We start from the raw sequence: 22170 nt of genomic DNA, 5'->3' as shown, positions 1-22170 counted from the left end.
GAAAAGACCGCCCCGGGGGCGGTCTGGATTCGTGGGAACGCGAACACACCGCCTAGGAGGCGGGCCACCAGGTGACGTTCGCGAGCATGGGGCGAAACTATCACACTGCGTGTATCCAGCCTCGCCACGTTTCGGCCGCGTAATCTGGAGGGGTGCCAGCAGTCAATCTTGGGATGCCCCGTGTCCCCGAAGTCCTGAGCCCGCGCCGCAAGTCCCGCCAGATCAAGGTGGGCAAGGTGCTGGTCGGCGGCGATGCTCCCGTCAGCGTGCAGTCGATGACGACCACGAAGACCACCGACATCAACGGCACTCTGCAGCAGATCGCCGAGCTCACGGCATCCGGGTGCGAGATCGTGCGTGTCGCCGTCCCATCGCAGGACGACGCCGATGTGCTGCACATCATCGCGAAGAAGAGTCAGATCCCGGTGATCGCCGACATCCACTTCCAGCCGAAGTACGTGTTCCAGGCGATCGACGCCGGCTGCGCCGCCGTCCGCGTGAACCCGGGCAACATCCGCAAGTTCGACGACCAGGTCGGCGCGATCGCGAAGGCCGCGAAGGATGCCGGGGTGTCGCTGCGCATCGGCGTGAACGCCGGGTCACTGGATCCTCGTCTGCTGCAGAAGTACGGCAAGGCGACGCCGGAGGCGCTCGCCGAGAGCGCGCGCTGGGAGGCATCGCTGTTCGAGGAGCACGACTTCCACGACTTCAAGATCTCGGTCAAGCACAACGACCCCGTGATCATGGTGCAGGCCTACCGTCTGCTCGCTCAGATGGGGGACTGGCCGCTGCACCTCGGCGTCACCGAGGCAGGACCCGCGTTCCAGGGCACGATCAAGAGCGCGACGGCTTTCGGCATCCTGCTGGGCGAGGGGATCGGCGACACGATCCGGGTGTCGCTGTCCGCGCCGCCGGCCGAAGAGGTCAAGGTCGGGCACCAGATCCTGCAGTCGCTGAACCTGCGCGAGCGCAAGCTCGAGATCGTCTCCTGCCCGTCCTGCGGCCGCGCGCAGGTCGATGTCTACACGCTCGCCGAGGATGTCACAGAGGGCCTCAAGGACATGACGGTTCCGCTGCGCGTGGCCGTGATGGGCTGCGTCGTGAACGGCCCGGGCGAGGCGCGCGAGGCCGACCTCGGGGTCGCGTCCGGCAACGGCAAGGGTCAGATCTTCGTCAAGGGCGAGGTCATCAAGACAGTGCCGGAGGCAGACATCGTCGCCACCCTTATCGAGGAGGCGAACCGCATCGCCGCCGAGATGGGTCCGGATGCTCCGCTCGGAACCGCCCAGGTGACGACCGTCTGATGACGGTCATCACCGTCGCCGGCCTCGGCGAGAACCACCACAGGGCCGAGCGCGCCACGCTGACGGCCGAGATCGCGATCGCGCACGCTGATCGGGCGACGTCGATCCGTCAGGGCACGGCGGTGCACGCGCAGCTCGCCGAGGAAGCCGCCCGTCTGCGCGCGTCCGGAGCTGCGACCTGGCATTCGGTGGATGTCCTCAGCACGAGCGCGCGGGTGTGGACTGACAAGGATGGCGTGAAGCACCGCGATCACCTCACCCGCGGCACGGTGCGAGTCAAGATGTCCCGGCTGGCCGAGGTGGCCGACGTCGTGGCGGCGCTGAGCGCGCTCGGCGCCACGGTCTCGACGTCGTGGGCGCTGACCGAGGTCACGCGGGACGCCGTGACCCGGCATCTGCGCACGGTCGCGGTCACGGATGCTCGGGCGAAGGCCGACGATTTCGCCGCCGCTCTCGGCCAGACGGTGCAGCGCGTCGTGGCGATCCGTGAGGACGACGGCTACGGGCCGCAGGGCGGGCGCGGGGCCGGTGGCGGTCCGGAGCTCACCATTCCCGAGATCACCGTGCGGGTCGCGGTGAAGGGCGATTTCGAGACCGAATGACGATCATGAAGGAGGACGAGGATGTCTGAACCGACTGTTCCCGTGCCGGTGAAGGCGATGGTGGATGCGATCAACGCCGCGGACACGGACGCGTTCGTGGCGGCGTTCACGGAGGACGGCTTCATCGATGACTGGGGTCGTGTGATGCGGGGCCGTGACGGCGTGCATCGGTGGGCCGGGAGCGACGCGATCGGTGCGGGTGCGCGGATGACGCTGTTGACCGCGGAGACCGACGGCGACACGACGCGTGTGACGTTCGGTTGGTCGAGTCGCGTGTTCAACGGCGAGTCGAACGGCATCTTCGTCGTCGACGGCGACCTTCTGGCCAGCTTCACGATTCCGCCGAACCACTGATGGCGGTCTCCACGAGCGTCTCGTTCGCTTCCGGCGCGATCGGAGGCGACAGCATCGTCCATGCCGTCCGGTCGCATGTGGACGGCGCGATCGTCGTCGCCGATGCGACGCCGTTCCATCCGGTCGATCACACCTGGCCGGATCAGCCGGGGGATGCCGGGACGATCGCCTCCGGTGCGGATGCGGTCGACGTCGTCGAAGCGGTGATGGTGGCGGAGGATGAGGACGGTGCACTGTTCGTCGGCGCCGAGATCCCGGTGAAGCGGGGTGCCGAAGGATGGGCGTGGCAGGTCGGACATCGATTGTCTGCGCCGGATGCGCCCGGGTGGCTGCTGCCGGGTGTCGCGGTCTCGTTGCGCGCGGATGCCGGGCTGCGGGCGGCGCTCAGTCGTGGTCATACCGCGTGCCATCTCGCCTCGCTCGCGCTCGATCTCGCGGTGGCGGATCTGTGGCGCAAGGACCCGGGTTCCGACGCGCTCGGCCACCCCGACTTCGAAGGGCGGGCGAACCAGACGAGTCGCATCCACGAGGATGGGGCGGTTGACGAGTATCGACTCGGCAAGAGCCTGCGCCGCGCCGGCTTCGATACCGAGGGATTCGCCGCGTCGCTGGCGGAGCGCGAGCGGCAGATCAACGCGCAGCTGGCCGAGTGGGTCGCATCCGATGCGGCGAGCCGCATCGTGACGGACGGTCCGACGATCGTCGACATGCGCCGCTGGGAATGCGAGCTTCCGGAGGGCATCGCGTCGATCCCGTGCGGCGGGACGCATGTGCAGTCCCTTTCCGAGTTCGCCTCGATCGCAGTGTCGTTGGATCTCTCGGATCCGCAGCTGCTCGTGATGAGGACGTCGGCGATGCCGGCGGTCTAGGCCTGCCTGGTCGCTTCGCCGAGCTTCGCGCCCAGTCCGCCTGCCAGGACGTGCGCCTGGGTGATCGGAATCCAGCGGCATGTCCAGGTGCGGGGTGCGCCGCCGTCGGACGGATCGTTCTCGCCGCCGCGCCATGACGCGTCGATGTCGACGTCATCGACGGCCATCGTGAAGAAATGTCTGTGGGCGATCTCGTCGCGCATCGGTGCGAGGTCGTAATCCGCTTCGCCGAGTGCATGGACGATGCGGCCGTGCAGCCCTGTCTCCTCCCGAAGCTCACGGATGGCGGCGTCGGCTGCGGTCTCGCCGGTGCGGATGCTCCCCGCAGGCACCTGCACGCCGGTGACGTCCATGGGTTCGTCGTCGTGCGTGAACACCAGCAGGTGCTCGTCGACGATCACGTAGCAGACGGCCTTTTCTACGACGGTTCGCTCGGATGGTGGCATGGTTCGAGCCTAAGGACTCCGGACGCAGGGGACGGACCCGTCGACGCGGGAGTGCGAGGACATGGACGGCGCGGGTCGGATCCTCGGGGGAGCCGTTTCCGTCACCGGCCGGCGCGCTGGAAGCTGTCGGTCAATGCGGTGACCGATACGCGCGAGGATTCGCCGACCTGCATGTCCGGACCGTTCTGCGGCGTCTAGACGAACGGTACGTCCATGTCGGCGTCGTCGAAGGCGCATCGGGGCAGCGTCGAGTCGTCTGGCCGGTGTCCGAGACGTTGGCCGTCGCGTTGCGTGGCAACGGGGTGGGCGTTTCGCACCGTTGGCCGGTGTCGGGCTTGTTAGATGTCGCGTCGGGTGGCGTCTGGCACCGTCTGGTTTCGGGACATCGTGGACGCATGTCTCAAGACATCGTGACGGACCGTACTGTCGCGTCTGGCGCTGGGGTGGGTGTTTCGTACCGTTGGCCGGTGTCGGGCTTGCTGGATGTCGCGTCCGGTCGCGTCTGGCACTGGGCGGGCGCTTCGAACCATGGGCCCGTGTCGGATCCGGCTGGCCGTGACGTCACCTCAGCATCGGGCCGCGCCGGGCGCAGTCCGGCCGGTATCGGAGCCGTACGCCGTCGCGTCGCAAACCCTTCACGCCGCAGGTGTGAATCGTCGTGGTGGAGGGTCGAGGTCCGCGAACGCGTATCGAAGGGCGATGCGCTGGGGCAGTATGAAGCTCGCACCGCCGGGGTGATGCAGCACGAAGTCCCCTGTCCCGTCACGCGTCACCCACCAGCCGCCGTGGTGAAGCTGCATGTGGTGGAAGCGGCACAGCAGGATGCCCCGTTCCACGTCGGTTCGACCGCCGCCCGACCACTCATCGATGTGATGCGCTTCGCAATACGACGCGGGGCGGTCGCAGTTCCGCCACCGGCATCCGCCGTCTCGGATCGCGAGGGTGACGCGCTGCTTGGGAGTGAAGAGACGCTGCTCTCGCCCGATCTGCAGCGGGTTTCCGCACGAGTCGACGGTGATGACGAGAGCTCCCGTGTCGCAGAGGCGTTGGTCGGCGGCCGCGCGTGGCAGTGCGATGAGGCCGTCCTCGGTGAGCACTGCTCCGCGTTCGCCGGTCGGCGAGACTTTCTGCACGAGCCGCACGCCGGCCTGCTTGACGCCGAAAACCGTCACGGCTTCGGCGCGCGCTCCTGCCGAGACCAGATCGATCATGAGGTCGTAGGCCAGCTGATCGTTGGTGCGCGGGTCATCGACGAGCGCCTGCGCGGCATCCTTCTCGGTCGCGTCTACGAACCGGGGGCCGCCGAGTCGCGGACGGAGGGCGGCGTCGTTGATGCTCCGAACCAGTGCGAAGCCTTCGTCATCGTATGTGGTCGAGCCGTGATGGATGCCGTCACGATCCGTCCACAGGCGGAATGACCGGGCGTCGAAGCGCTGCTGGAAGCGGCGTTCAGCACCCTCGGGGTCGAGGATGTCGCGCAGGGTGCGTGCGGACGAACCGAGCTCTTCGACCGTTCGATGCGCCGCTTCATCGACGAGCTGCTCGGCTGCGATCAGCCATGCGTCGTGCGCGTCGGCATCTGTGCTCGACGCCGCGCGCGGCTCGCCGAGTCCACGCAGAATCGCATCGTGCTGTGCGGCGGAGATGCGTCCCGCCAGCAGAGCGGCGTCAGCCGGCGCATGCCAGGCGCCGAGGGGACGCGCATCGGTCGAGGGATCAACCTGATCGACACCCGCGTCACACGCGGCATCTGCGTCCTGATCGACGGCCGCGTCGGCTCCGGCATCCGCCTCGAGCAGCGCGGAACCGACCCGGATGCGCTGCGCTGCGTCGGTGCGCGTTCCGCCGGTGACCTCCTGCAGGAGCCCGACCGGATTGCGATGACCGCGGGACTGGGCGAGGCCGCTGTGGCCGGACTCGCGCGTCGAGCGGGCGGCGGCGATGCCTGCGCCGAGGGCAGCCACCTTCTCGATGCATCGCGTCAGCGCCGCCGATGCGCGCATCGCGTCGACGAGTTCGTCGTCGGACAGCGATCGAAGCGTCGTCGGAAGGTCGGCCGCCGCGGCATCCTCACCCAGGAGCGAGCGCAGGGTGGCGACCCGTGCGTCGATCTCGGTGAAGAAGTTCATACCCACATGGTGCTCGGGGCCACCGACATTCGAAGCTCTATTCGACCCGAATTCGGCCGATTGCGATAACGGATGCATAACGGATGCTCTCGCTACGATGGCGCCATGCCGCTTGCGCTGTTCGACCTCGACGGGACACTCATCGATCAGGCGTCGGCGGCATCGCAGTGGGCGGCTGAGTTCGGTTCGATGCATTCGCTGACCACGGATCAGATCAGCGGAGTGGCCGCGAAGCTGGCGCAACGGCGCTCGAAGGAGCAGGCGTTCCGCGAGATCGCCGACGAACTCGGACTTGACGACGACCCGCTCCGGATCTGGGCCGACTATCGACGTCGCATGCCGGAACTGGTGACCTGCACGGACGACGTTCTCGACTCCCTCTCCGCGCTGCGCGCAGCAGGATGGACGATCGGGATCGTCACCAACGGCGAGGTCGACAACCAGGAGGGGAAGGTCCTCCGAACCGGATTGGCGGAGGCGGTCGACGGCTGGGTGATCTCCGCCGAGGCCGGCGTCCGCAAGCCGGATCCTGCGATCTTCGCGCTGGCCGCCCGTCGGCTGGGTGTCCCGCTCCGCGGCTGGATGGTCGGCGACGGCCATGAATCCGACGTCGCGGGGGGAGCGGCTGCAGGTTTGCGGACGGCGTGGATCGCCGGCGGGGACGCAGACACACCGGCATCCATCGCGACGATCACGGCAGTCGATGTCCCTGCTGCCGTGGCGCACATCCTCGTCTCGGCCGACGCCGTGCTTGACTGACTCGATGCACCTCAACGGTCTCGAGCCCGACATGAACCCTGATGAGCTCTCGGTCAGTGATCTCGCGCGGTTGAGCACTGCGCAACGAGCGGAGCTGGACGAATGGATTCCGGGCGCCACGGTTATCGCGGACCACAGCTGGGGCCAGACCGAGTCTTACGTTCTCGAGGTCGAGCATGGCGGCGAGCGGCTGGTCGTCAAGGCCGGGGGACCGACGAACCATCACATCGGACGTGAGCTCGATGCGCACGACGGGTGGACATCGATCTGGACAGCTGGCGGCGTCGCTACGCGTGTTCGGCACGCATCGCGCACGCATCGGATCTTCGTCACGGATTGGATGCCTGGACACCTGATCGACAAGATGCCCGCGGCAGTCGACCCGAACGTGCACCGCCGTGCAGGCGAACTGCTGCGTTCGTTTCACGACCAGGCGTCGCGCGTCGGGGATGAACGACTGGTCGAACGGGTGCAGCGCGCACTCGCGTCCGAGCACCGGATCGCCCCGCAGACCGTTGCACGGGTGGATTCGCTGCTCGAAGGACTCGCACCCGGTGCCGTCGAGCTGGTGCCCACCCACGGCGACTGGCAGCCGCGGAACTGGCTGATCGACCACGGCGAGTTCAGAGTGATCGACTTCGGCCGATTCGCGTTCCGCAGCCGGGCATCCGATCTCGTGCGGTTGGATGCCCAGCAATGGAGAGTCGCTCCCGATTGCGAGCGCGCGTTCTTCGAGGGATACGGTGACGACCCCCGCCGTGGATCCGAGGGCCATTGGCTTGCGCTGCGCACGCTCGAGGCCGTCGGTACGGCGGCATGGGCCTATCAGGTCGGAGACGAAGAGTTCGAGGCGCAGGGGCACCGGATGATCGCGAACCTCCTCGGCGAGGACTGAGCGATGCAACCCGTCTCTCACGAACCTCCTGGCTACTCGTGCCCGTTCTGCCGCCTTCAGTACGGCGAGTTCGATGAGCGCAACCAGGCCACGGACGTCGTGGCGGTCACGGAACGGGCATATGCGCGCATCGCTCCGAAATGGTGGCCGGGCAACCCCGGCGCAGCGCTGGTGATCCCGCGCGTCCACGTCGAGAACCTGTACGACCTCGCCCCGGAGGATGCTGCCGATGTGTGGTCGCTGACCCAGATCGTCGCGCGCGGCATCCGCGACGCGTACGGATGCGACGGCGTCTCGCTCCGGCAGCACAACGAACCCGCCGGTGGGCAGGACGTGTGGCATCTGCACGTCCACGTCTTCCCGCGCTTCCACGACGACCGGTTGTACCAGCGGCACGACGATGCGTCATGGGTACCGGGCGCAGAACGCGCCGCCTATGCGCGTCGGCTTCGCGTCGCGCTGCAGTTGCCGCACGGCTTCGCATTCTGAGGTCCAGCAGCTCACAGGGCGAACTCGACTTCCCCCTTCGCGATGTCGGCACGCACGACCTGAAGAGACACGACATCACCTGGTGCAACTCCGTCCGGCACCGGAGCGGATGCCGTCACCGCCGGATCCGCGATCTGAATCGTGCCTCGGCCGCCATCGCGGAGCTCGATCACGTTCGCCTCGATCCGCGAGCCGACGAATGGCGTCATCAGCGCCGCCTCGACGCAGTTGATCGTCGCGGAGTTCAGCTTCGACGCCCGTTGCGACGACGCCTGCATGAGCCCCGGCAGCTGGGGCAGCGATTCGCGCGCCCACGCCGGAACTTCCGCGCCCGATGCGACCGCGAGACAGATCGCCAGCGACCAGCGGTCCACGAGCCGGCGCAGGGGAGCAGTCGCGTGAGCGTAGGGTGCGGCGATGGCAGCCTGTTCGGCATCCGCAGGAGCGTTGCCGTCGAACACGACGTATCCCGCCCCGCGGAACAGCATCGCCGCCGCCTCGAGCACCGGCAGCGTCAGCGGGTCTGCACGGTCGAGGCCGCGCAGATACTCGCCGTACGTCCCCGTCGTCCACGGCCGCCCCAGTGCTTCGGTCTGCCGCCGGAACGCGGCGAACGACTTCTCGTCCGGCTGCGGCATGGTCCGCAGCACGCCCACTTTCGCCTCCAGCATGAGGGATGCCGCGGCCATGCCGGTCATCAGCGACAGCTGCGCGTTCCACTCCTCGACCGGCAGTGGTCGGCGGCGTTCGATCTCGTACGTGCCGTCCTCGGCCCGGATGACCTCTTCATCCGGCAGGTTGAGGCTCGCTCCGCCGCGCAGGCGCTCCTGCTCGATGCGCAACTCGCCGATCTCGCGCAGCAGAGTCCCCGGTGTCTCCTCCCCGGCATCCAGAGCCCGCTGCAGAGAGGCGTACTCGAGCTGTGCGCGCGAGCGGATCAGTGCCCGCTCCAGCTGGAAATCCGCGACGGCTCCGTCGGCAGCCAACGCGAACGTCCACACCAGCGCTGGTCGCTCGACGTCCGGCAGCAGAGAGGCGCGATCCTCGCTGAGCAGGCGCGGATGCAGCGGGATCGATCCGTCGGCCGCATACAGCGTCTGGCCGCGCTCGCGGGCCGCAGCATCCAACGCACCACCCGCCGTCACGAACGACGGAACGTCGGCGATCGCGTAGCGCACCTCGAACCCGGAGCCCGAGCGAGCGAGATGGAAAGCCTGATCCAGATCCTTCGACCCCTGCGGATCAAGGGTCGCGAACGGAACATCCCGCAGGTCGAGCTCCGGGGGCGCGGGAGAGACAGCGGATGCCTCGGCCACCGCCTCCGGCGAGAACTCCACGGGGGCATCCAGCGACGCGCGCAACGCCGTCAGGGCCTGGGCCAATTCGCTCTGAGCAGCGGACGGGGCGACATGGGCACGACGCTGAGGCATGAATCGAGACTAACCAGGGCCACCGACTCCAGGGGGGATTAGCGTGTGATCATGACTCTTGCCGAGAAAGCTCAGACCCTCATCGATCTGCACCGGGCGCCGGAGATCCTCCGCGTCGTGAACGTCTGGGACGTCGTGTCCGCCCAGGCCGTCGCCGCCCTCCCCGAGACCAAAGCCCTCGCCACGGCCGGGCATTCGATCGCCGCGACCTTCGGCTACGCCGACGGCACCATCCCGCGCGAACTCATGCTCGACATGGTGTCGCGCATCGCCGCAGCCGTCGATCTGCCCGTCTCCGCCGACCTGGACGACGGCTACGGGGATGCCGGCGAGACCACGCGGCTCGCGATCGCCGCGGGAGCGGTGGGCGCGAACATCGAGGATCGCCTGAAGCCGCTCGACGAGTCCGTGGCGAACGTCGCGGCGATCGTCGCCGCCGGTGAGGCCGAGGGCGTGCCGTTCGTCCTCAACGCCCGCACCGACGCCTTCGTCCGCGGGGGCGATCGCCCGGCGCAGGAGAGCATCGCCGATGCGATCGAGCGCGGTCGCGCCTACCTCGACGCCGGTGCGACCACGATCTTCGTGCCCGGCATCCTGGATGCCGAGGTCACGCGACAGCTCGTCGATGGCATCGGCGAGAACCGTGTCAGCGTCATCGGGCTGCCCGGTGCCCTCACGGCCGCCGAGTACGAGGCCCTCGGCGTCGCCCGGATCTCGTACGGCCCGACGACCCAGCGCGTCGCGCTGACCGCCCTGCAGGACCTCGCGTCGAGCCTCTACGCCGACGGGGTCATCCCGGCGGGCACTCGCGCGCTGAACTGACCGGATCGCTGAATTCGCAGACAGCGGTCACTCTTGCGGAGGGAATAGTCGATGTATCGCCGTGCGCAAGAAGGGCACTCCGCCGCGGAGCACGTCCTCTTTGGTGGCCGCCTCGGCGTTGCGGAATATCTCCCGGACAGGTGCATCGGATGAGGTCCGCGAGCAGATCGATGTGGGATATTCTTCCTCCTCGCAGGCCCACAACAGCAGATGGATGATCTCGCCGATCTCCCAGGAAGCGGTCAACGGCGGTGCCGCGGGGGACTGGGACCGGAAAGGACTGCGACGGATCAGGGTCTCCAATCGGCGTAGCGCAAGCATCGGTGGCACGGAGTTCGAAGGGGCGGACAACGCGCTCAGAGCTTCAGAAAGTCGATCGGACAACTGTTCGCGGCTTCGCTCCAGACGTTCGACGGCGTGACGATGCCAGACGAACAACGAGCCGACGAAGCCGATGACTATAGGGATGAGTATCGAGAGCAGAACCCAGCGGGTCGCTGGATCGACGCTTTCCGTGAGCCACAGCGCTGTCGGCATGACACTGAGGATCGTCGCGATAAGGACGGCTGTCCAGCAGATCTGCGCACCGTGAGCCTGATAGAGCCGTGGCTTCCCGGTGGTCGAGAGCAACGGTGCGCTCGCCGCCGATGTCGCCATCGCCAGCATCACGGCGATCAGGGCGGTCGCGAACGCATATGTCTTGGATCCAGCTGTGCTCGTCGATGTGGTCACGTCCAATACCGCTGCAGAGACCGCAAGGACCACGGCGAGAATTGCGAAGAGGTACGCCAAGCTGATGAACGCGCCCCACAGCCAGGGATCGACTCGTTTGCCGAAAAGACTGAGTGCGCGGAAGACTCGATCGCTGATGAGGCGCGTGGACGTGGCGATGAAAGCCACGAGACTCACTACCAGCCCGATCCCGGCAAGCGAGGAACGTAGCGGTTCCGACTCGGCCGATCCGTGAACGAACGCGACTCCCGTACCGATGGTGCCGACAATCGCGAGCACGAACACAGCTTGGTAGCGCCTTCGCGCGCGCCGCGCCGTGCGGAGCGCGGTTCGGCTAGCAGTATCGGTGCCCTGCGGCGTGAGAGCGAGTTCTTCCGCCACTCGCCACAGTTTGGGCAGCGATGCGTCCTCGACGGTCGGTTGTGACATCATGCCTTCAGTGAACCAGCACCCGAACATCATCTCGGCGAAAACTCGCGCGCTGAACTGACCGGATCGGACGAGTGGCCGCGCGCCCTAGACTTGACGCGTGGTCACTCGTCTCTCGAACTTCTTCCTCCGCACGCTCCGTGAAGACCCGGCCGGCGCCGAAGTCGCCAGCCACAAGCTGCTGATCCGCGCCGGCTACATCCGGCCGCAGGCCGCGGGCATCTTCGCGTGGCTGCCTCTGGGTCTGCGTGTGAAGGCGAAGATCGAGACCGTCGTCCGCGAGGAGATGGCAGCCGCCGGTGCGCAGGAAGTACATTTCCCCGCGCTCATGCCGCGCGAGGCGTACGAGGCGACCGGCCGCTGGGACGAGTACGGCGACCTGCTGTTCCGCCTGCAGGACCGCAAGGGCGGCGACTACCTGCTCGCTCCCACGCATGAGGAAGCCTTCACGCAGCTGGTCAAGGATCTCTACTCCTCGTACAAGGACCTGCCCCTGACGATCTACCAGATCCAGGACAAGTACCGCGACGAGGCGCGCCCCCGTGCCGGTCTGCTCCGCGGCCGCGAGTTCACGATGAAGGACGCGTACTCGTTCGACTCGTCGGATGCCGGACTCGAGACGTCCTACATGGCGCAGCGCGATGCGTACGAGCGCATCTTCCAGCGACTCGGCCTGGAGTACGTCATGGTCCAGGCGGATGCCGGGGCGATGGGCGGATCCCGCAGCGAGGAGTTCCTGCACCCGACGCCCGTCGGAGAGGACACGTTCGTGCGCTCAGCCGGCGGCTATGCGGCCAACGTCGAAGCCTTCACGACCGCGGCGCCCGAGCCCGTCGATTTCACGGACGCTCCGGCGGCCACGATCTTCGACTCCCCGAACACACCCACCATCGAGACGCTCGTGGCGCACTCGAATGCGGTGCTGGACGGCGAGTTCACGGCGGCGGACACACTGAAGAACGTCGTGCTGCGGCTGACGCACCTCGACGGCAGCCGCGAGCTCGTCGTCGTCGGCCTCCCGGGTGACCGCGATGTCGACGAGAAGCGTGCCGAGGTGGCCTTCGCGCCCGCCGAGGTGTCCACGGCGACCGAGGACGACTTCGAGAACAACCCGTTGCTGGTCAAGGGCTACATCGGGCCGTGGTCGCCGACCGGTGCCGTTCTCGGTGAGGAATCCGCGACCGGCATCCGCTACCTCGTCGATCCTCGAGTCAGCGAGGGTTCGAGCTGGATCACCGGCGCGAACATCGACCAGAAGCACGCGCACTCGGTGATCGCCGGTCGCGACTTCTTCGCCGACGGCATCGTCGAGATCGCGAACGTCCGCGCCGGAGACCCGGCTCCTGACGGCTCGGGTCCCGTCGAACTCGCCCGCGGCATGGAGATCGGCCATGTCTTCCAGCTCGGCCGCAAGTACGCCGAGGCTCTCGGGCTCAAGGTCCTGGACGAGAACGGCAAGCTCGTCACCGTCACGATGGGCTCGTACGGCATCGGCGTCACCCGCATCCTCGCGATCATCGCCGAGCTGAACAACGACGACAAGGGCCTCATCTGGCCCGCATCCGTTGCGCCGTTCGACGTGCACGTGGTCGCCGCAGGACGCGACCAGGTCGCCTTCGACGTCGCCGAGCAGGTCGCCGCGCGACTGGAGGATGCCCGTCTCGATGTGCTCTACGACGACCGTCCGAAGGTGTCACCCGGCGTGAAGTTCGGCGACGCCGAACTCGTCGGCATCCCGCGTGTGCTCGTCGTCGGTCGCGGTGCGGCCGATGGCCAGGTCGAGCTCTGGGACCGTCGCACGGGGGAGCGCGACGCGCTCTCGGTCGACGAGGCGATCGCCCGCCTCACCGCCTGACGTCGACAGCCGAACGGCGGCGGCAGGACGGCCATCGCCTGTCACCCGCGCCGGAGGCGCGTCGACGCTCGAGTGAACGTTCAGCTGCGGTCATCCCCGCGGGTGGCGAGCAGCGCACGCAGCTCCACGACCGCGGCCTCGGTCTGCGCGAGCAGCTCCTGCACGCGTCGGGTCTCATCGTCCAGCGCCCGCAGCTCGGCCTGGGTCTCTGCGGCATCCGCGCCGACCTGGACCGCACCCGACGTCGCGCCGCCGGCGACTCCAGCCGCGGCGTCAGCCGACTCGACGTCTCGAGCACGCGAGTCGTCCGCAGAGGCATCCGAAGGCCCGAGGAACAGGTTCGCGAGGTATCCGGTGAAGGTGCCGAAGATGCCGACGCCGACGATGATGATGAGCACACCGAGCATGCGGCCGGCATCCGTGACCGGATACTGATCGCCGTAGCCGACCGTCGAGATCGTGACGATCGTGTACCAGAGCGCATCCGAGGCGGACGTGATGTTCGCGCCCTCGGCGTCCTCCTCGATCGCGAGAACCGACAGGCTTCCGAACTGCAGGACGAGGATGCCGAGCAGCAGCAGCGTCATCAGTGTGCTGTTGGCGCGGTCCTGGACGAGGGTCCGCCAGATCTGCTTGGGGCCCAGGTCGCGCATCAGCCGGAAGACGCGCAGCAACCGGAAGATGCGCAGCACCTTCAACTGCGGGAACGGCAGGCTCGCCAGGAGGTCCGCCCATCCGAAGCCGCGGAAGAAATAGCGCCAGCGCGCCTCGCTCGTCACCATCCGATAGATGAAGTCGATGAGGAAGATCACGCTGAACAGGCCGTTCATGACGGCGAGCACGATCTGCATCGCGGTGTCGCCCTGAATCGCGTAGACGAACACGAGGTTCAGGATCGAGAGCAGCGACAGGATGCCGATGAAGATCTCATATGCCGGATTCTTCAATTCGGTCCGCGGCCTGCGCCTCGCGCGGATCTTCTCCCTGATCTTGCCCATGACGGGATCCTTCCTCCGACGCAGCGCTGATGCCGTGTCGGCATCCATTGTGGAGCAGGGCGGCCATGTGCGTGCCGCGACTCACCCTCCGGGGTGACCGCCTCGGACGTGCGAGAGTAGAGCCATGGACGAGCTGCGCACCCGCATCGATGCCCTTCTGGACGAGGCCGGCGTCGCCGGCAACCGCACATTGATCACCCGGATCCTGCTCTCCGGCATCCAGCTCGGCCAGGACCGGACGGAGCGGCTCGATCTGAAGATCGCCTCCTCGGCGCTCAGCGAGATGCGCGACGCGTTCCGGCTGTTCGCACCGTACTCGGACGTGCCCAAGGTGACCGTCTTCGGTTCCGCGCGCACCCGGCAGGACGATCCGCTCTACCTGTCGGCACGTGACGTCGCGGCGGAGCTGGCGCAACGCGGCTGGATGGTCGTGACCGGTGCCGGCCCCGGAATCATGCAGGCTGCAGCCGAGGGGGCAGGGCAGAAGATGGCGCTCGGCGTCTCGATCCGGCTGCCCTTCGAGGAGAAGCCGAACGCGGTCGTCGCGGAGGATGCGCATTCGGTCGAGATGAAGTACTTCTTCACCCGCAAGCTCATGCTGGTCAAGGAGTCGAGCGGATTCATCTGCCTGCCCGGCGGCTTCGGAACCATGGATGAGATGTTCGAACTGCTGACCCTGCAGCAGACCGGCAAGGCCGAGCCGACGCCCATCGTGCTCCTCGATGCACCGGGCGGAACCTTCTGGCGGGGCCTCGAGCGCTTCGTCATCGACCAGCTGATCCCCGCCGGCGTCATCTCGCCGCACGACTTCGACCGTGTGCTCATCACGGACTCCGCCGAACAGGCTGTCGCCCGGATCACCGGATTCTGGCGCAACTACGACTCCCTGCGCTGGGTGGACGACCTGCTGGTCCTTCGGCTCAAGCAGGAACCGACGGATGCCGAGTTGGACGCTCTCAACACCGAGTTCGCCCCGTTCGTCGCCTCCGGTCGGATCGAACGCACCGCTCCGCTTCCCGTCGAGGTGAGCGATCGCGACCGCCTGGAATTGCCGCGCATCGCCCTGCGGCTGCGGCAACGCGAGGTCGGCGGCCTGTACCGGCTGATCGACGCGCTCAACGCGCTCTCGTCCGCGGACTGAGTAAACGCGGGGTTCAGCGGTCGTTCACCCGTCGGCCATCCGGGGCGAGCAACGTAGCTCGGGCACGATCACCCGACGACGAAGGACCGACGATGAGCCTGACTGACATCCCCCGCCGCCCCCTGCCGATGGCGTCCCACGTGAGCGGAAAGCGCTCGGCGATGACGTGCGAGCTGAAGTGCGCCAACGCCTGCCTCGGGCCGGAGTGCAACACGTCATCGAACGAGCACTTCCGCTCGATCGCATCGACGGTGTTCTCCCGCCGTGCCGTCCTCGGTCTCGGCGCTGCCGCGGCCGTCGCCGTGGTCGTCGGTGCAGGCCGCGGGGTGCCGACTTCGTCGCCGCAGGCCTCCGGAGTCGCGGGCTCGGGCGCATCGTTCGGACGGCCCGCACGCGGCAGTCTTCCCTTCGACGCGATCGCGCCCGTCCCCGCCGAGGTCGACGCGTTCACGGTGCCAGCCGGGTACACCTGGAACCCGCTGATCCGCTGGGGAGACCCGCTGTTCTCTCGGACGCCTGCGTTCGATGTCGACGCGCAGACCCCCGAAGCCCAGGCCGAGCAGTTCGGCTACAACAGCGACTACCTCGACATCATCGCCGACCGCAGCGGCAAGACCGGCGTCCTCGTGAACAACCACGAGTACGTCAACCCGAACATCATGTTCCCGTCGACCTCGGATGCCGCGGAGCTCCAGCGCCGCGGCGAGATCTACAAGGCCGCTCAAGGGCTCTCGATCGTCGACATCCGCCGCCGTCGTACCGGCCAGCCCTGGAGCTACGTCGTCGACGGCAAGCGCAATCGCCGCATCACGGTCGAGACGGTCTTCGAATTGACCGGCCCCGCCGCCGGAAGCGATCTCGTCAAGACCGCTGCCGACCCGGAGGGACGCTGGGTGCACGGCACGCTGGGCAACTGCGCCGGCGGCACGACGCCGTGGGGGACGGTCCTCTCCGGTGAGGAGAATTTCAACGGATACTTCGCCTGGGCGGCCGACACCCCGCAGCAGAAGCGCTACAGCGGATCGAGCACGACGTTGACGTCGACCGGCTGGGAGACGTACGACCCGCGCTTCAACGCCCACGATCCCGAGTACGTCAACGAGCCGAACCGCTTCGGCTACATCGTGGAGATCGACCCGCAGGACCCGACCTCCACCCCGCGCAAGCACACCGCGATGGGCCGGTTCAAGCATGAAGGCGCCAACGTCCGCGTCGCCGAGGACGGACGCGTGGTGGCCTACATGGGCGACGACGAGCGCAACGACTACCTGTACAAGTTCGTCTCGAAGAACCGGATCTCCGGATCGCGCAAGAAGAACCTCCGTCTGCTCAGCGAGGGCGACCTGTACGTCGCGAAGTTCTCGGGCGATTCGCCCGTGGCCGAGATCACCGGCACCGGTGCACTCCCGTCCGACGGTGCGTTCGACGGCAGCGGCCGGTGGATCCCGCTGACGAAGGGCGGCCGGAGCGTCGTCCCCGGTTTCAGCACCGAGGAAGTCCTCGTCTACACGCGGCTGGCCGCCGACGCGGTCGGCGCCACCAAGATGGACCGCCCAGAGGATGTCGAGCCGAGCCCGGTCACCGGCAAGGTCTACGTCGCTCTGACGAACAACTCCAACCGCAAGACGGTCGACGAGACGAACCCGGTCGCCGGCAACCGCTACGGCCACGTGCTCGAGATCACCGAGACAGCGGGGCAGTCGGGCACGACGTTCGGCTGGAGCATCCTGCTGCTGTGCGGCGACCCGAACACGTTCGAGAACGCGTACTTCGCCGGATTCCCGAAGGACAAGGTCTCGCCGATCTCATGCCCCGACAACCTCGCGTTCGACTCCGAGGGCGAACTGTGGATCTCCACCGACGGCCAGCCCGGCACGATCGGGTACGGAGACGGGCTGTTCAAGGTGCCGCTCAACGGCGCCGAGCGCGGGCACGTCCAGCAGTTCCTCTCCGTCCCGAGGGATGCCGAGACCTGCGGGCCCGTCATCCACGACAAGGACGGACTGGTCTTCGTGGCCGTGCAGCACCCTGGCGAGGACGGCACGTTCGAGGCGCCGCGATCGCTGTTCCCCGACTACGGCTCGACGGCGCCGGGTGACGTCGCGACGGCACCGCGTCCGTCCGTGGTCCAGGTGCACCGGGCCTGATCAGCAGTCGGCGACGCCCTTCATCTCCGCATCCGGGGGTGGAGGGCGTCGTCTCGTCCGTCCCGACGCGGTCGAAGGGCGCCGCGTCCGGTATCCTGGTCCGATGCCCGCGGGATTCCCGCGGATGAGAGCTGAATACAGGGAGGCCGCCATGGATATCGAACTCGGACTGCTGCGCGGGATCGAGAAGGAGAAGGCGATTCCGTTCGACGAACTCGTCGCCATCATCGAACAGGCAGTGCTGACCGCATACGGCAAGCACGTCTCCGAGGACGGGGCGGTGCCTCCTGGCGTCCGCGTCGAACTCGACCGCAAGACCGGTCACGTCGCCGTGCTCCAGCCCGTCACGGATGAGGACGGCGCGATCATCGGCGAAGAGGACGCTACTCCGGACGACTTCGGTCGCATCGGTGCCTTCGCAGCCAAGCAGGTCATCAGCCAGCGTTTGCGCGACATCGCCGATGACGCCGTGCTGGGGGAGTTCCGCGGCAAGGAGGGCGACATCGTCGCCGGTGTCATCCAGCAGGGGCCGAACCCGCGGATGATCCATGTCGATCTCGGTTCCGTCGAGGCCATCCTCCCGCCGGAGGAGCAGGTCCCCGGCGAGGAGTACACCCACGGCACACGGCTCCGCGTCTACGTCACCAGCGTCGCGAAGGGGCTCAAGGGTCCGCAGATCACGGTGTCGCGCACGCACCCCGGACTCGTCCGCAAGCTGTTCGCTCTCGAGGTTCCCGAGATCGCCGCCGGGCTGGTGGAGATCGTCTCGCTCGCACGCGAAGCCGGCCACCGCACCAAGATCGCGGTCACGGCGAAGGACCCGGCGATCAACGCCAAGGGCGCATGCATCGGCGAACTCGGCCGCCGCGTCCGTGCGGTGACCGAAGAGCTCTCCGGCGAGAAGATCGACATCGTCGACTACAACCCGGACCTCGCGAGCTTCGTCGCGCAGGCGCTGTCGCCGGCGAAGGTCACGAGCGCCTTCGTGCTGGACGCCAACACGAAAGCCGTTCGGGCTCTGGTCCCCGACTACCAGCTCTCGCTCGCGATCGGCAAGGAGGGCCAGAACGCCCGTCTGGCCGCGAAGCTCACCGGCGCGAAGATCGACATCCAGCCGGACAGCATCCTCGACGAATGATGCTGCGGGCGACGGACGGTCGACGTCGCTCGGGTCTCGGCTCCGAGGTGTAAGATGGAACCTGTACGAACGTGTGTCGGCTGCCGCGCACGTGCCTCCCGGTCAGACCTCCTCAGGGTGGTCGCCCAGGACGGCGCCCTCATCATCGATGAGCGCGCGGTGCTTCCGGGACGAGGTGCGTGGGTGCATCCGGAACCTGAGTGCCTGGACAAGGCGCTGCGGCGCCGGGCCTTCGCACGAGCACTCCGTGTCACAGCTCCGCTGGACACGCAGACCATCGAGAAACGGCTGAACGGCTATGGAAACAAAGTGAACGGCTCGAAATGAGACCCGTCCGCGACTAGTGGTCTGCCCTGCCTGGGTGGACCGACCCAGACAGGAGAATTGTGGCTGCCAAACCACGTGTGCACGAGATCGCCGCCGAACTCGGCGTCGACAGCAAGGTCGCCCTCGCGAAGCTCAAGGAGCTCGGCGAGTTCGTGAAGAGCCCGTCGTCGACCATCGAACCGCCGGTGGCGCGCAAGCTGCGCGCGGCGATTGAGGCCGACGGGGCCGCGAAGCCCGCGGCCAAGGCGGAGCCCGCGAAGCCGAAGGCTGCGCCCGCCCCCAAGCCCGGCGCTGCGGCGCCGACCCCCGGACCCAAGCCGGGTCCGAAGCCCGCCCCGGAGCCCAAGGCTCCCGAGGCGGCGACACCTGAGCCCCAGGCTCCGGCCGAGCCGGCCGCACCGGCACCGTCGACGGCCGCTCCCGCGGCTCCGAAGTCGGCGGACAAGGGCGCCCCGAAGCCCGGTGCTCCTCGCCCGGGCAACAACCCGTTCTCGTCGGCGCAGGGCATGGGCCAGCGCCCGGCAGGGCCCCGTCCCGGCAACAATCCCTTCGCCTCGGCGCAGGGCATGGGCCAGCGTCCGACCCCGGGGAACATCCCGCGGCCGCAGGCTCCGCGTCCCGGAGCTCCGCGTCCGGGCGCACCTCGTCCCGGTTCCCCCCGTCCCGGCGCACCGCGCGGTGGTCAGGGCGGTCGTCCAGGCGGCGCTCCGTTCCAGCAGCGTCCTGGCGGTCCCGGTCGCCCCGGCGGCGCCGGTGCAGGCGCCGGCGCAGGTGGCTTCCAGCGTCCGGCCGGTGGATTCGCCGGTCGTCCTGGTGGCGGCGGCGGTCGCGGTCGCGGCCCCGGTGGCGGTACTGCAGGCGCCTTCGGAAAGGGAGGCGGCAAGAGCAAGCAGCGCAAGTCGCGGCGGGCGAAGCGGCAGGAATTCGAGATGCGGTCGGCGCCGGTCGTCGGCGGCGTCAACGTCTCGAAGGGCAACGGCGAGATCATCCGCCTGCGCCGCGGCGCATCGATCGCCGACTTCGCGGACAAGCTCGAGGCGCTGCGCGGCTACACCGTGCAGCCCGGAACGCTGGTCACGATCCTCTTCAACCTGGGTGAGATGGCCACGGCCACCGAGTCCCTGGACGAGGCGACCTTCGAGGTCCTCGGCGAGGAGCTCGGTTACAAGATCCAGATGGTCTCGCCCGAGGACGAGGACAAGGAGCTCCTCGAGGGCTTCGGTCTCGACCTCGAGGCCGAGTTGGCCGAAGAGGACGAGTCGGATCTCGAGATCCGTCCCCCCGTGGTCACCGTCATGGGTCACGTCGATCACGGTAAGACCCGTCTTCTCGACGCGATCCGCAAGACCAACGTCATCGAGGGCGAAGCCGGCGGCATCACCCAGCACATCGGTGCGTACCAGGTCTGGACCGAGCACGAGGAGATCGAGCGCGCGATCACCTTCATCGACACCCCTGGTCACGAGGCGTTCACCGCCATGCGTGCCCGTGGTGCGCAGGTGACCGACCTCGCGATCCTCGTGGTCGCGGCCGACGACGGCATCATGCCGCAGACGGTCGAGGCGCTGAACCACGCCCAGGCGGCGAACGTGCCGATCGTGGTCGCGGTGAACAAGGTCGACAAGCCCGAGGCCAACCCGGCCAAGGTCCGCCAGCAGCTCACCGAGTACGGTCTGGTCGCCGAGGAGTACGGCGGAGACGTCATGTTCGTGGATGTCTCGGCTCGTGCCGGCACCGGCATCCAGGAGCTCCTGGACGCCGTCCTGCTGACGGCCGACGCCGGGCTCGACCTCACGGCGAACCCGAACAAGGCCGCCCGTGGTGTCGCCATCGAGGCGAAGCTTGACAAGGGCCGCGGCTCGGTCGCAACGGTGCTCATCCAGTCCGGAACGCTCCGGATCGGTGACGCGATCGTGGCAGGCACGGCGTACGGCCGTGTCCGTGCGATGGCGGACGAGAACGGCGAGGCCGTCCTCGAGGCCTACCCGTCGCGCCCCGTGCAGGTGCAGGGTCTGAACTCCGTGCCCCGCGCCGGTGACGTCTTCATCGTCACCGAAGAGGACCGCATGGCGCGTCAGATCGCCGAGAAGCGCGAAGCCGTCGAGCGCAACGCCCAGCTGGCCAAGGCCCGCAAGCGCATTTCGCTCGAGGACTTCACCCGTGCACTCGAAGAGGGCAAGGTCGAATCGCTCAACCTCATCATCAAGGGCGACGTGTCCGGTGCCGTCGAGGCGCTGGAGGAGTCGCTCCTCAAGATCGAGGTCGACGATTCGGTGCAGCTGCGCATCATCCACCGCGGTGTCGGTGCGATCACCGAGTCCGACGTGAACCTGGCGACGATCGACAACGCGATCATCGTGGGCTTCAACGTCCGCCCGGACACGAAGGCGCGCGAGCGTGCTTCGCGTGAAGGCGTGGACATCCGCTTCTACTCCGTCATCTACAACGCGATCGACGAGATCGAGAGCTCGCTCAAGGGCATGCTCAAGCCGGAGTACGAAGAGGTCCAGTCGGGTGTGGCCGAGATCCGCGAGGTGTTCCGCTCCTCGAAGGTCGGAAACATCGCCGGTGTCATCGTCCGCTCCGGTACGATCACGCGCAACGCCAAGGCGCGCGTCATCCGTGACGGCGTCGTGCTCGCCGATGGCCTGGCCATCGAGTCGCTGCGCCGCTTCAAGGATGACGTCACCGAGGTCCGCACGGACTTCGAAGCCGGTATCGGCCTCGGCAAGTTCAACGACATCCAGATCGGCGACGAGATCGAGACCATCGAGCTCGTCGAGAAGCCTCGCGGCTGATCGAGTCTGATCGTCGGGCGGGGATGCACAGCGCATCCCCGCCCGACGAGTCTCAACGAGGGAGTAGGAAATGGCTGGAGAACGACAGGCGCGTCTGGCGGATCGCATTCGCGTGATCCTGGCGGAGCGACTCGACAAGGGCCTGCGCGATCCGCGTCTCGGATACGTCACCATCACCGACGTCCGCGTGTCGGGCGACCTCCAGCACGCGAGCGTGTTCTACACGGTGCTCGGCACCGAGGAGGAACGGGTCTCCAGTGCTGCGGCGCTGACCTCGGCCACCGGCATGCTGCGCTCGGAGGTGGGACGTCAGCTGAGCACGCGCCTCGTACCGACCCTCGAGTTCATCCCTGATGCCCTGCCGGAGAACGCCGATCACATCTCGGCGCTGCTGCGTGAGGCTCAGGAACGGGATGCCCAGGTCGCAAAGCTCGCTGCGACGTCGACGCACGCCGGCGACGCGGACCCGTACCGCACCGAGGACGAGGAAGACTGATTTCCTGACG

The 22170-nt window shown here is 67.8% G+C and carries 20 protein-coding genes; 15 read left to right on the top strand and 5 right to left on the bottom strand.

Going from position 1 to position 22170, the window contains the following annotated elements:
- The first annotated feature begins 152 nt into the window (after positions 1–152).
- Genes ispG through M2317_RS01605 form a run of 4 tightly spaced genes read left to right on the top strand, consistent with a single transcriptional unit; the run spans position 153 to position 3129 of the window.
- Positions 153–1304: a flavodoxin-dependent (E)-4-hydroxy-3-methylbut-2-enyl-diphosphate synthase gene (gene ispG / locus M2317_RS01620; protein ID WP_264157510.1), complete on the top strand. Its 1152-nt coding sequence runs from the start codon at positions 153–155 to the stop codon at positions 1302–1304.
- Complete coding sequence (locus tag M2317_RS01615) at positions 1304–1906, top strand: SIMPL domain-containing protein (protein ID WP_429456685.1); 603 nt, start codon at positions 1304–1306, stop codon at positions 1904–1906. The genes ispG and M2317_RS01615 overlap by 1 nt, the downstream gene beginning before the upstream one ends.
- Before the next feature lie 21 nt (positions 1907–1927).
- The gene (locus M2317_RS01610) at positions 1928–2260 is read left to right on the top strand and encodes a nuclear transport factor 2 family protein (RefSeq protein WP_429456683.1); all 333 of its coding nucleotides are present in this window, start codon (positions 1928–1930) and stop codon (positions 2258–2260) included.
- The gene (locus M2317_RS01605) at positions 2260–3129 is read left to right on the top strand and encodes a hypothetical protein (RefSeq protein WP_429456681.1); all 870 of its coding nucleotides are present in this window, start codon (positions 2260–2262) and stop codon (positions 3127–3129) included. The genes M2317_RS01610 and M2317_RS01605 overlap by 1 nt, the downstream gene beginning before the upstream one ends.
- Here M2317_RS01605 and M2317_RS01600 read toward each other — a convergent pair.
- Together M2317_RS01600 and M2317_RS01595 are read right to left on the bottom strand one after the other, a co-directional pair.
- Positions 3126–3575 (bottom strand): NUDIX domain-containing protein, encoded by a 450-nt coding sequence (locus M2317_RS01600; RefSeq protein WP_429456679.1) that lies wholly within the window; start codon positions 3573–3575, stop codon positions 3126–3128. The genes M2317_RS01605 and M2317_RS01600 overlap by 4 nt on opposite strands.
- A gap of 635 nt (positions 3576–4210) precedes the next feature.
- Positions 4211–5704, bottom strand: a complete 1494-nt coding sequence (locus M2317_RS01595) for an HNH endonuclease signature motif containing protein (RefSeq protein ID WP_429456677.1) — start codon at positions 5702–5704, stop codon at positions 4211–4213.
- A gap of 105 nt (positions 5705–5809) precedes the next feature.
- Between M2317_RS01595 and M2317_RS01590 the strand changes: the two genes are divergently transcribed.
- From M2317_RS01590 to M2317_RS01580, 3 genes are read left to right on the top strand one after another with little or no spacing between them, the layout of a single operon-like run.
- Positions 5810–6463, top strand: a complete 654-nt coding sequence (locus M2317_RS01590) for an HAD family hydrolase (RefSeq protein WP_429456675.1) — start codon at positions 5810–5812, stop codon at positions 6461–6463.
- A gap of 4 nt (positions 6464–6467) precedes the next feature.
- Positions 6468–7358 (top strand): phosphotransferase, encoded by an 891-nt coding sequence (locus tag M2317_RS01585; RefSeq protein WP_429456673.1) that lies wholly within the window; start codon positions 6468–6470, stop codon positions 7356–7358.
- A 3-nt stretch (positions 7359–7361) separates the two neighbouring features.
- Positions 7362–7847 (top strand): HIT family protein, encoded by a 486-nt coding sequence (locus M2317_RS01580; RefSeq protein ID WP_429456671.1) that lies wholly within the window; start codon positions 7362–7364, stop codon positions 7845–7847.
- Positions 7848–7858: 11 nt separating this feature from the next.
- Here the strand turns inward: M2317_RS01580 and M2317_RS01575 are convergent, their stop codons facing one another.
- Positions 7859–9277: an RNB domain-containing ribonuclease gene (locus tag M2317_RS01575; RefSeq protein WP_429456669.1), complete on the bottom strand. Its 1419-nt coding sequence runs from the start codon at positions 9275–9277 to the stop codon at positions 7859–7861.
- A 51-nt stretch (positions 9278–9328) separates the two neighbouring features.
- Between M2317_RS01575 and M2317_RS01570 the strand changes: the two genes are divergently transcribed.
- Entirely contained in the window at positions 9329–10099 is a 771-nt protein-coding gene (locus M2317_RS01570; RefSeq protein WP_429456667.1) for an isocitrate lyase/PEP mutase family protein, read from the top strand.
- A gap of 27 nt (positions 10100–10126) precedes the next feature.
- Here the strand turns inward: M2317_RS01570 and M2317_RS01565 are convergent, their stop codons facing one another.
- Positions 10127–11263: a hypothetical protein gene (locus M2317_RS01565; protein ID WP_429456665.1), complete on the bottom strand. Its 1137-nt coding sequence runs from the start codon at positions 11261–11263 to the stop codon at positions 10127–10129.
- 97 nt (positions 11264–11360) lie between these two features.
- On the opposite strand from M2317_RS01565, the gene M2317_RS01560 reads away from it, so the two are divergent.
- Positions 11361–13115, top strand: a complete 1755-nt coding sequence (locus M2317_RS01560; protein ID WP_429456663.1) for a proline--tRNA ligase — start codon at positions 11361–11363, stop codon at positions 13113–13115.
- A gap of 80 nt (positions 13116–13195) precedes the next feature.
- Here M2317_RS01560 and M2317_RS01555 read toward each other — a convergent pair whose 3' ends face one another.
- Positions 13196–14113: a potassium channel family protein gene (locus tag M2317_RS01555; RefSeq protein WP_429456661.1), complete on the bottom strand. Its 918-nt coding sequence runs from the start codon at positions 14111–14113 to the stop codon at positions 13196–13198.
- A gap of 124 nt (positions 14114–14237) precedes the next feature.
- Between M2317_RS01555 and M2317_RS01550 the strand changes: the two genes are divergently transcribed.
- The 6 genes from M2317_RS01550 (at position 14238) to rbfA (ending at position 22160) form a co-directional block, all read left to right on the top strand.
- Positions 14238–15254 (top strand): TIGR00730 family Rossman fold protein, encoded by a 1017-nt coding sequence (locus M2317_RS01550; RefSeq protein ID WP_429456659.1) that lies wholly within the window; start codon positions 14238–14240, stop codon positions 15252–15254.
- Positions 15255–15346: 92 nt separating this feature from the next.
- Complete coding sequence (locus M2317_RS01545; protein WP_429456657.1) at positions 15347–17401, top strand: PhoX family protein; 2055 nt, start codon at positions 15347–15349, stop codon at positions 17399–17401.
- 151 nt (positions 17402–17552) lie between these two features.
- Complete coding sequence (gene nusA / locus M2317_RS01540) at positions 17553–18539, top strand: transcription termination factor NusA (RefSeq protein WP_429456655.1); 987 nt, start codon at positions 17553–17555, stop codon at positions 18537–18539.
- A gap of 54 nt (positions 18540–18593) precedes the next feature.
- Positions 18594–18866: a YlxR family protein gene (locus M2317_RS01535; RefSeq protein WP_429456653.1), complete on the top strand. Its 273-nt coding sequence runs from the start codon at positions 18594–18596 to the stop codon at positions 18864–18866.
- A gap of 59 nt (positions 18867–18925) precedes the next feature.
- Entirely contained in the window at positions 18926–21664 is a 2739-nt protein-coding gene (gene infB / locus M2317_RS01530) for a translation initiation factor IF-2 (RefSeq protein ID WP_429456651.1), read from the top strand.
- Between the two features lie 70 nt (positions 21665–21734).
- Positions 21735–22160 (top strand): 30S ribosome-binding factor RbfA, encoded by a 426-nt coding sequence (gene rbfA / locus M2317_RS01525; RefSeq protein WP_429456649.1) that lies wholly within the window; start codon positions 21735–21737, stop codon positions 22158–22160.
- Positions 22161–22170 lie beyond the last annotated feature (10 nt).

Origin of the sequence: Microbacterium sp. ZKA21, assembly GCF_050434165.1 — a bacterium.
Classification (GTDB): domain Bacteria; phylum Actinomycetota; class Actinomycetes; order Actinomycetales; family Microbacteriaceae; genus Microbacterium.
This window is presented reverse-complemented; position numbering and strand designations above follow the sequence as displayed.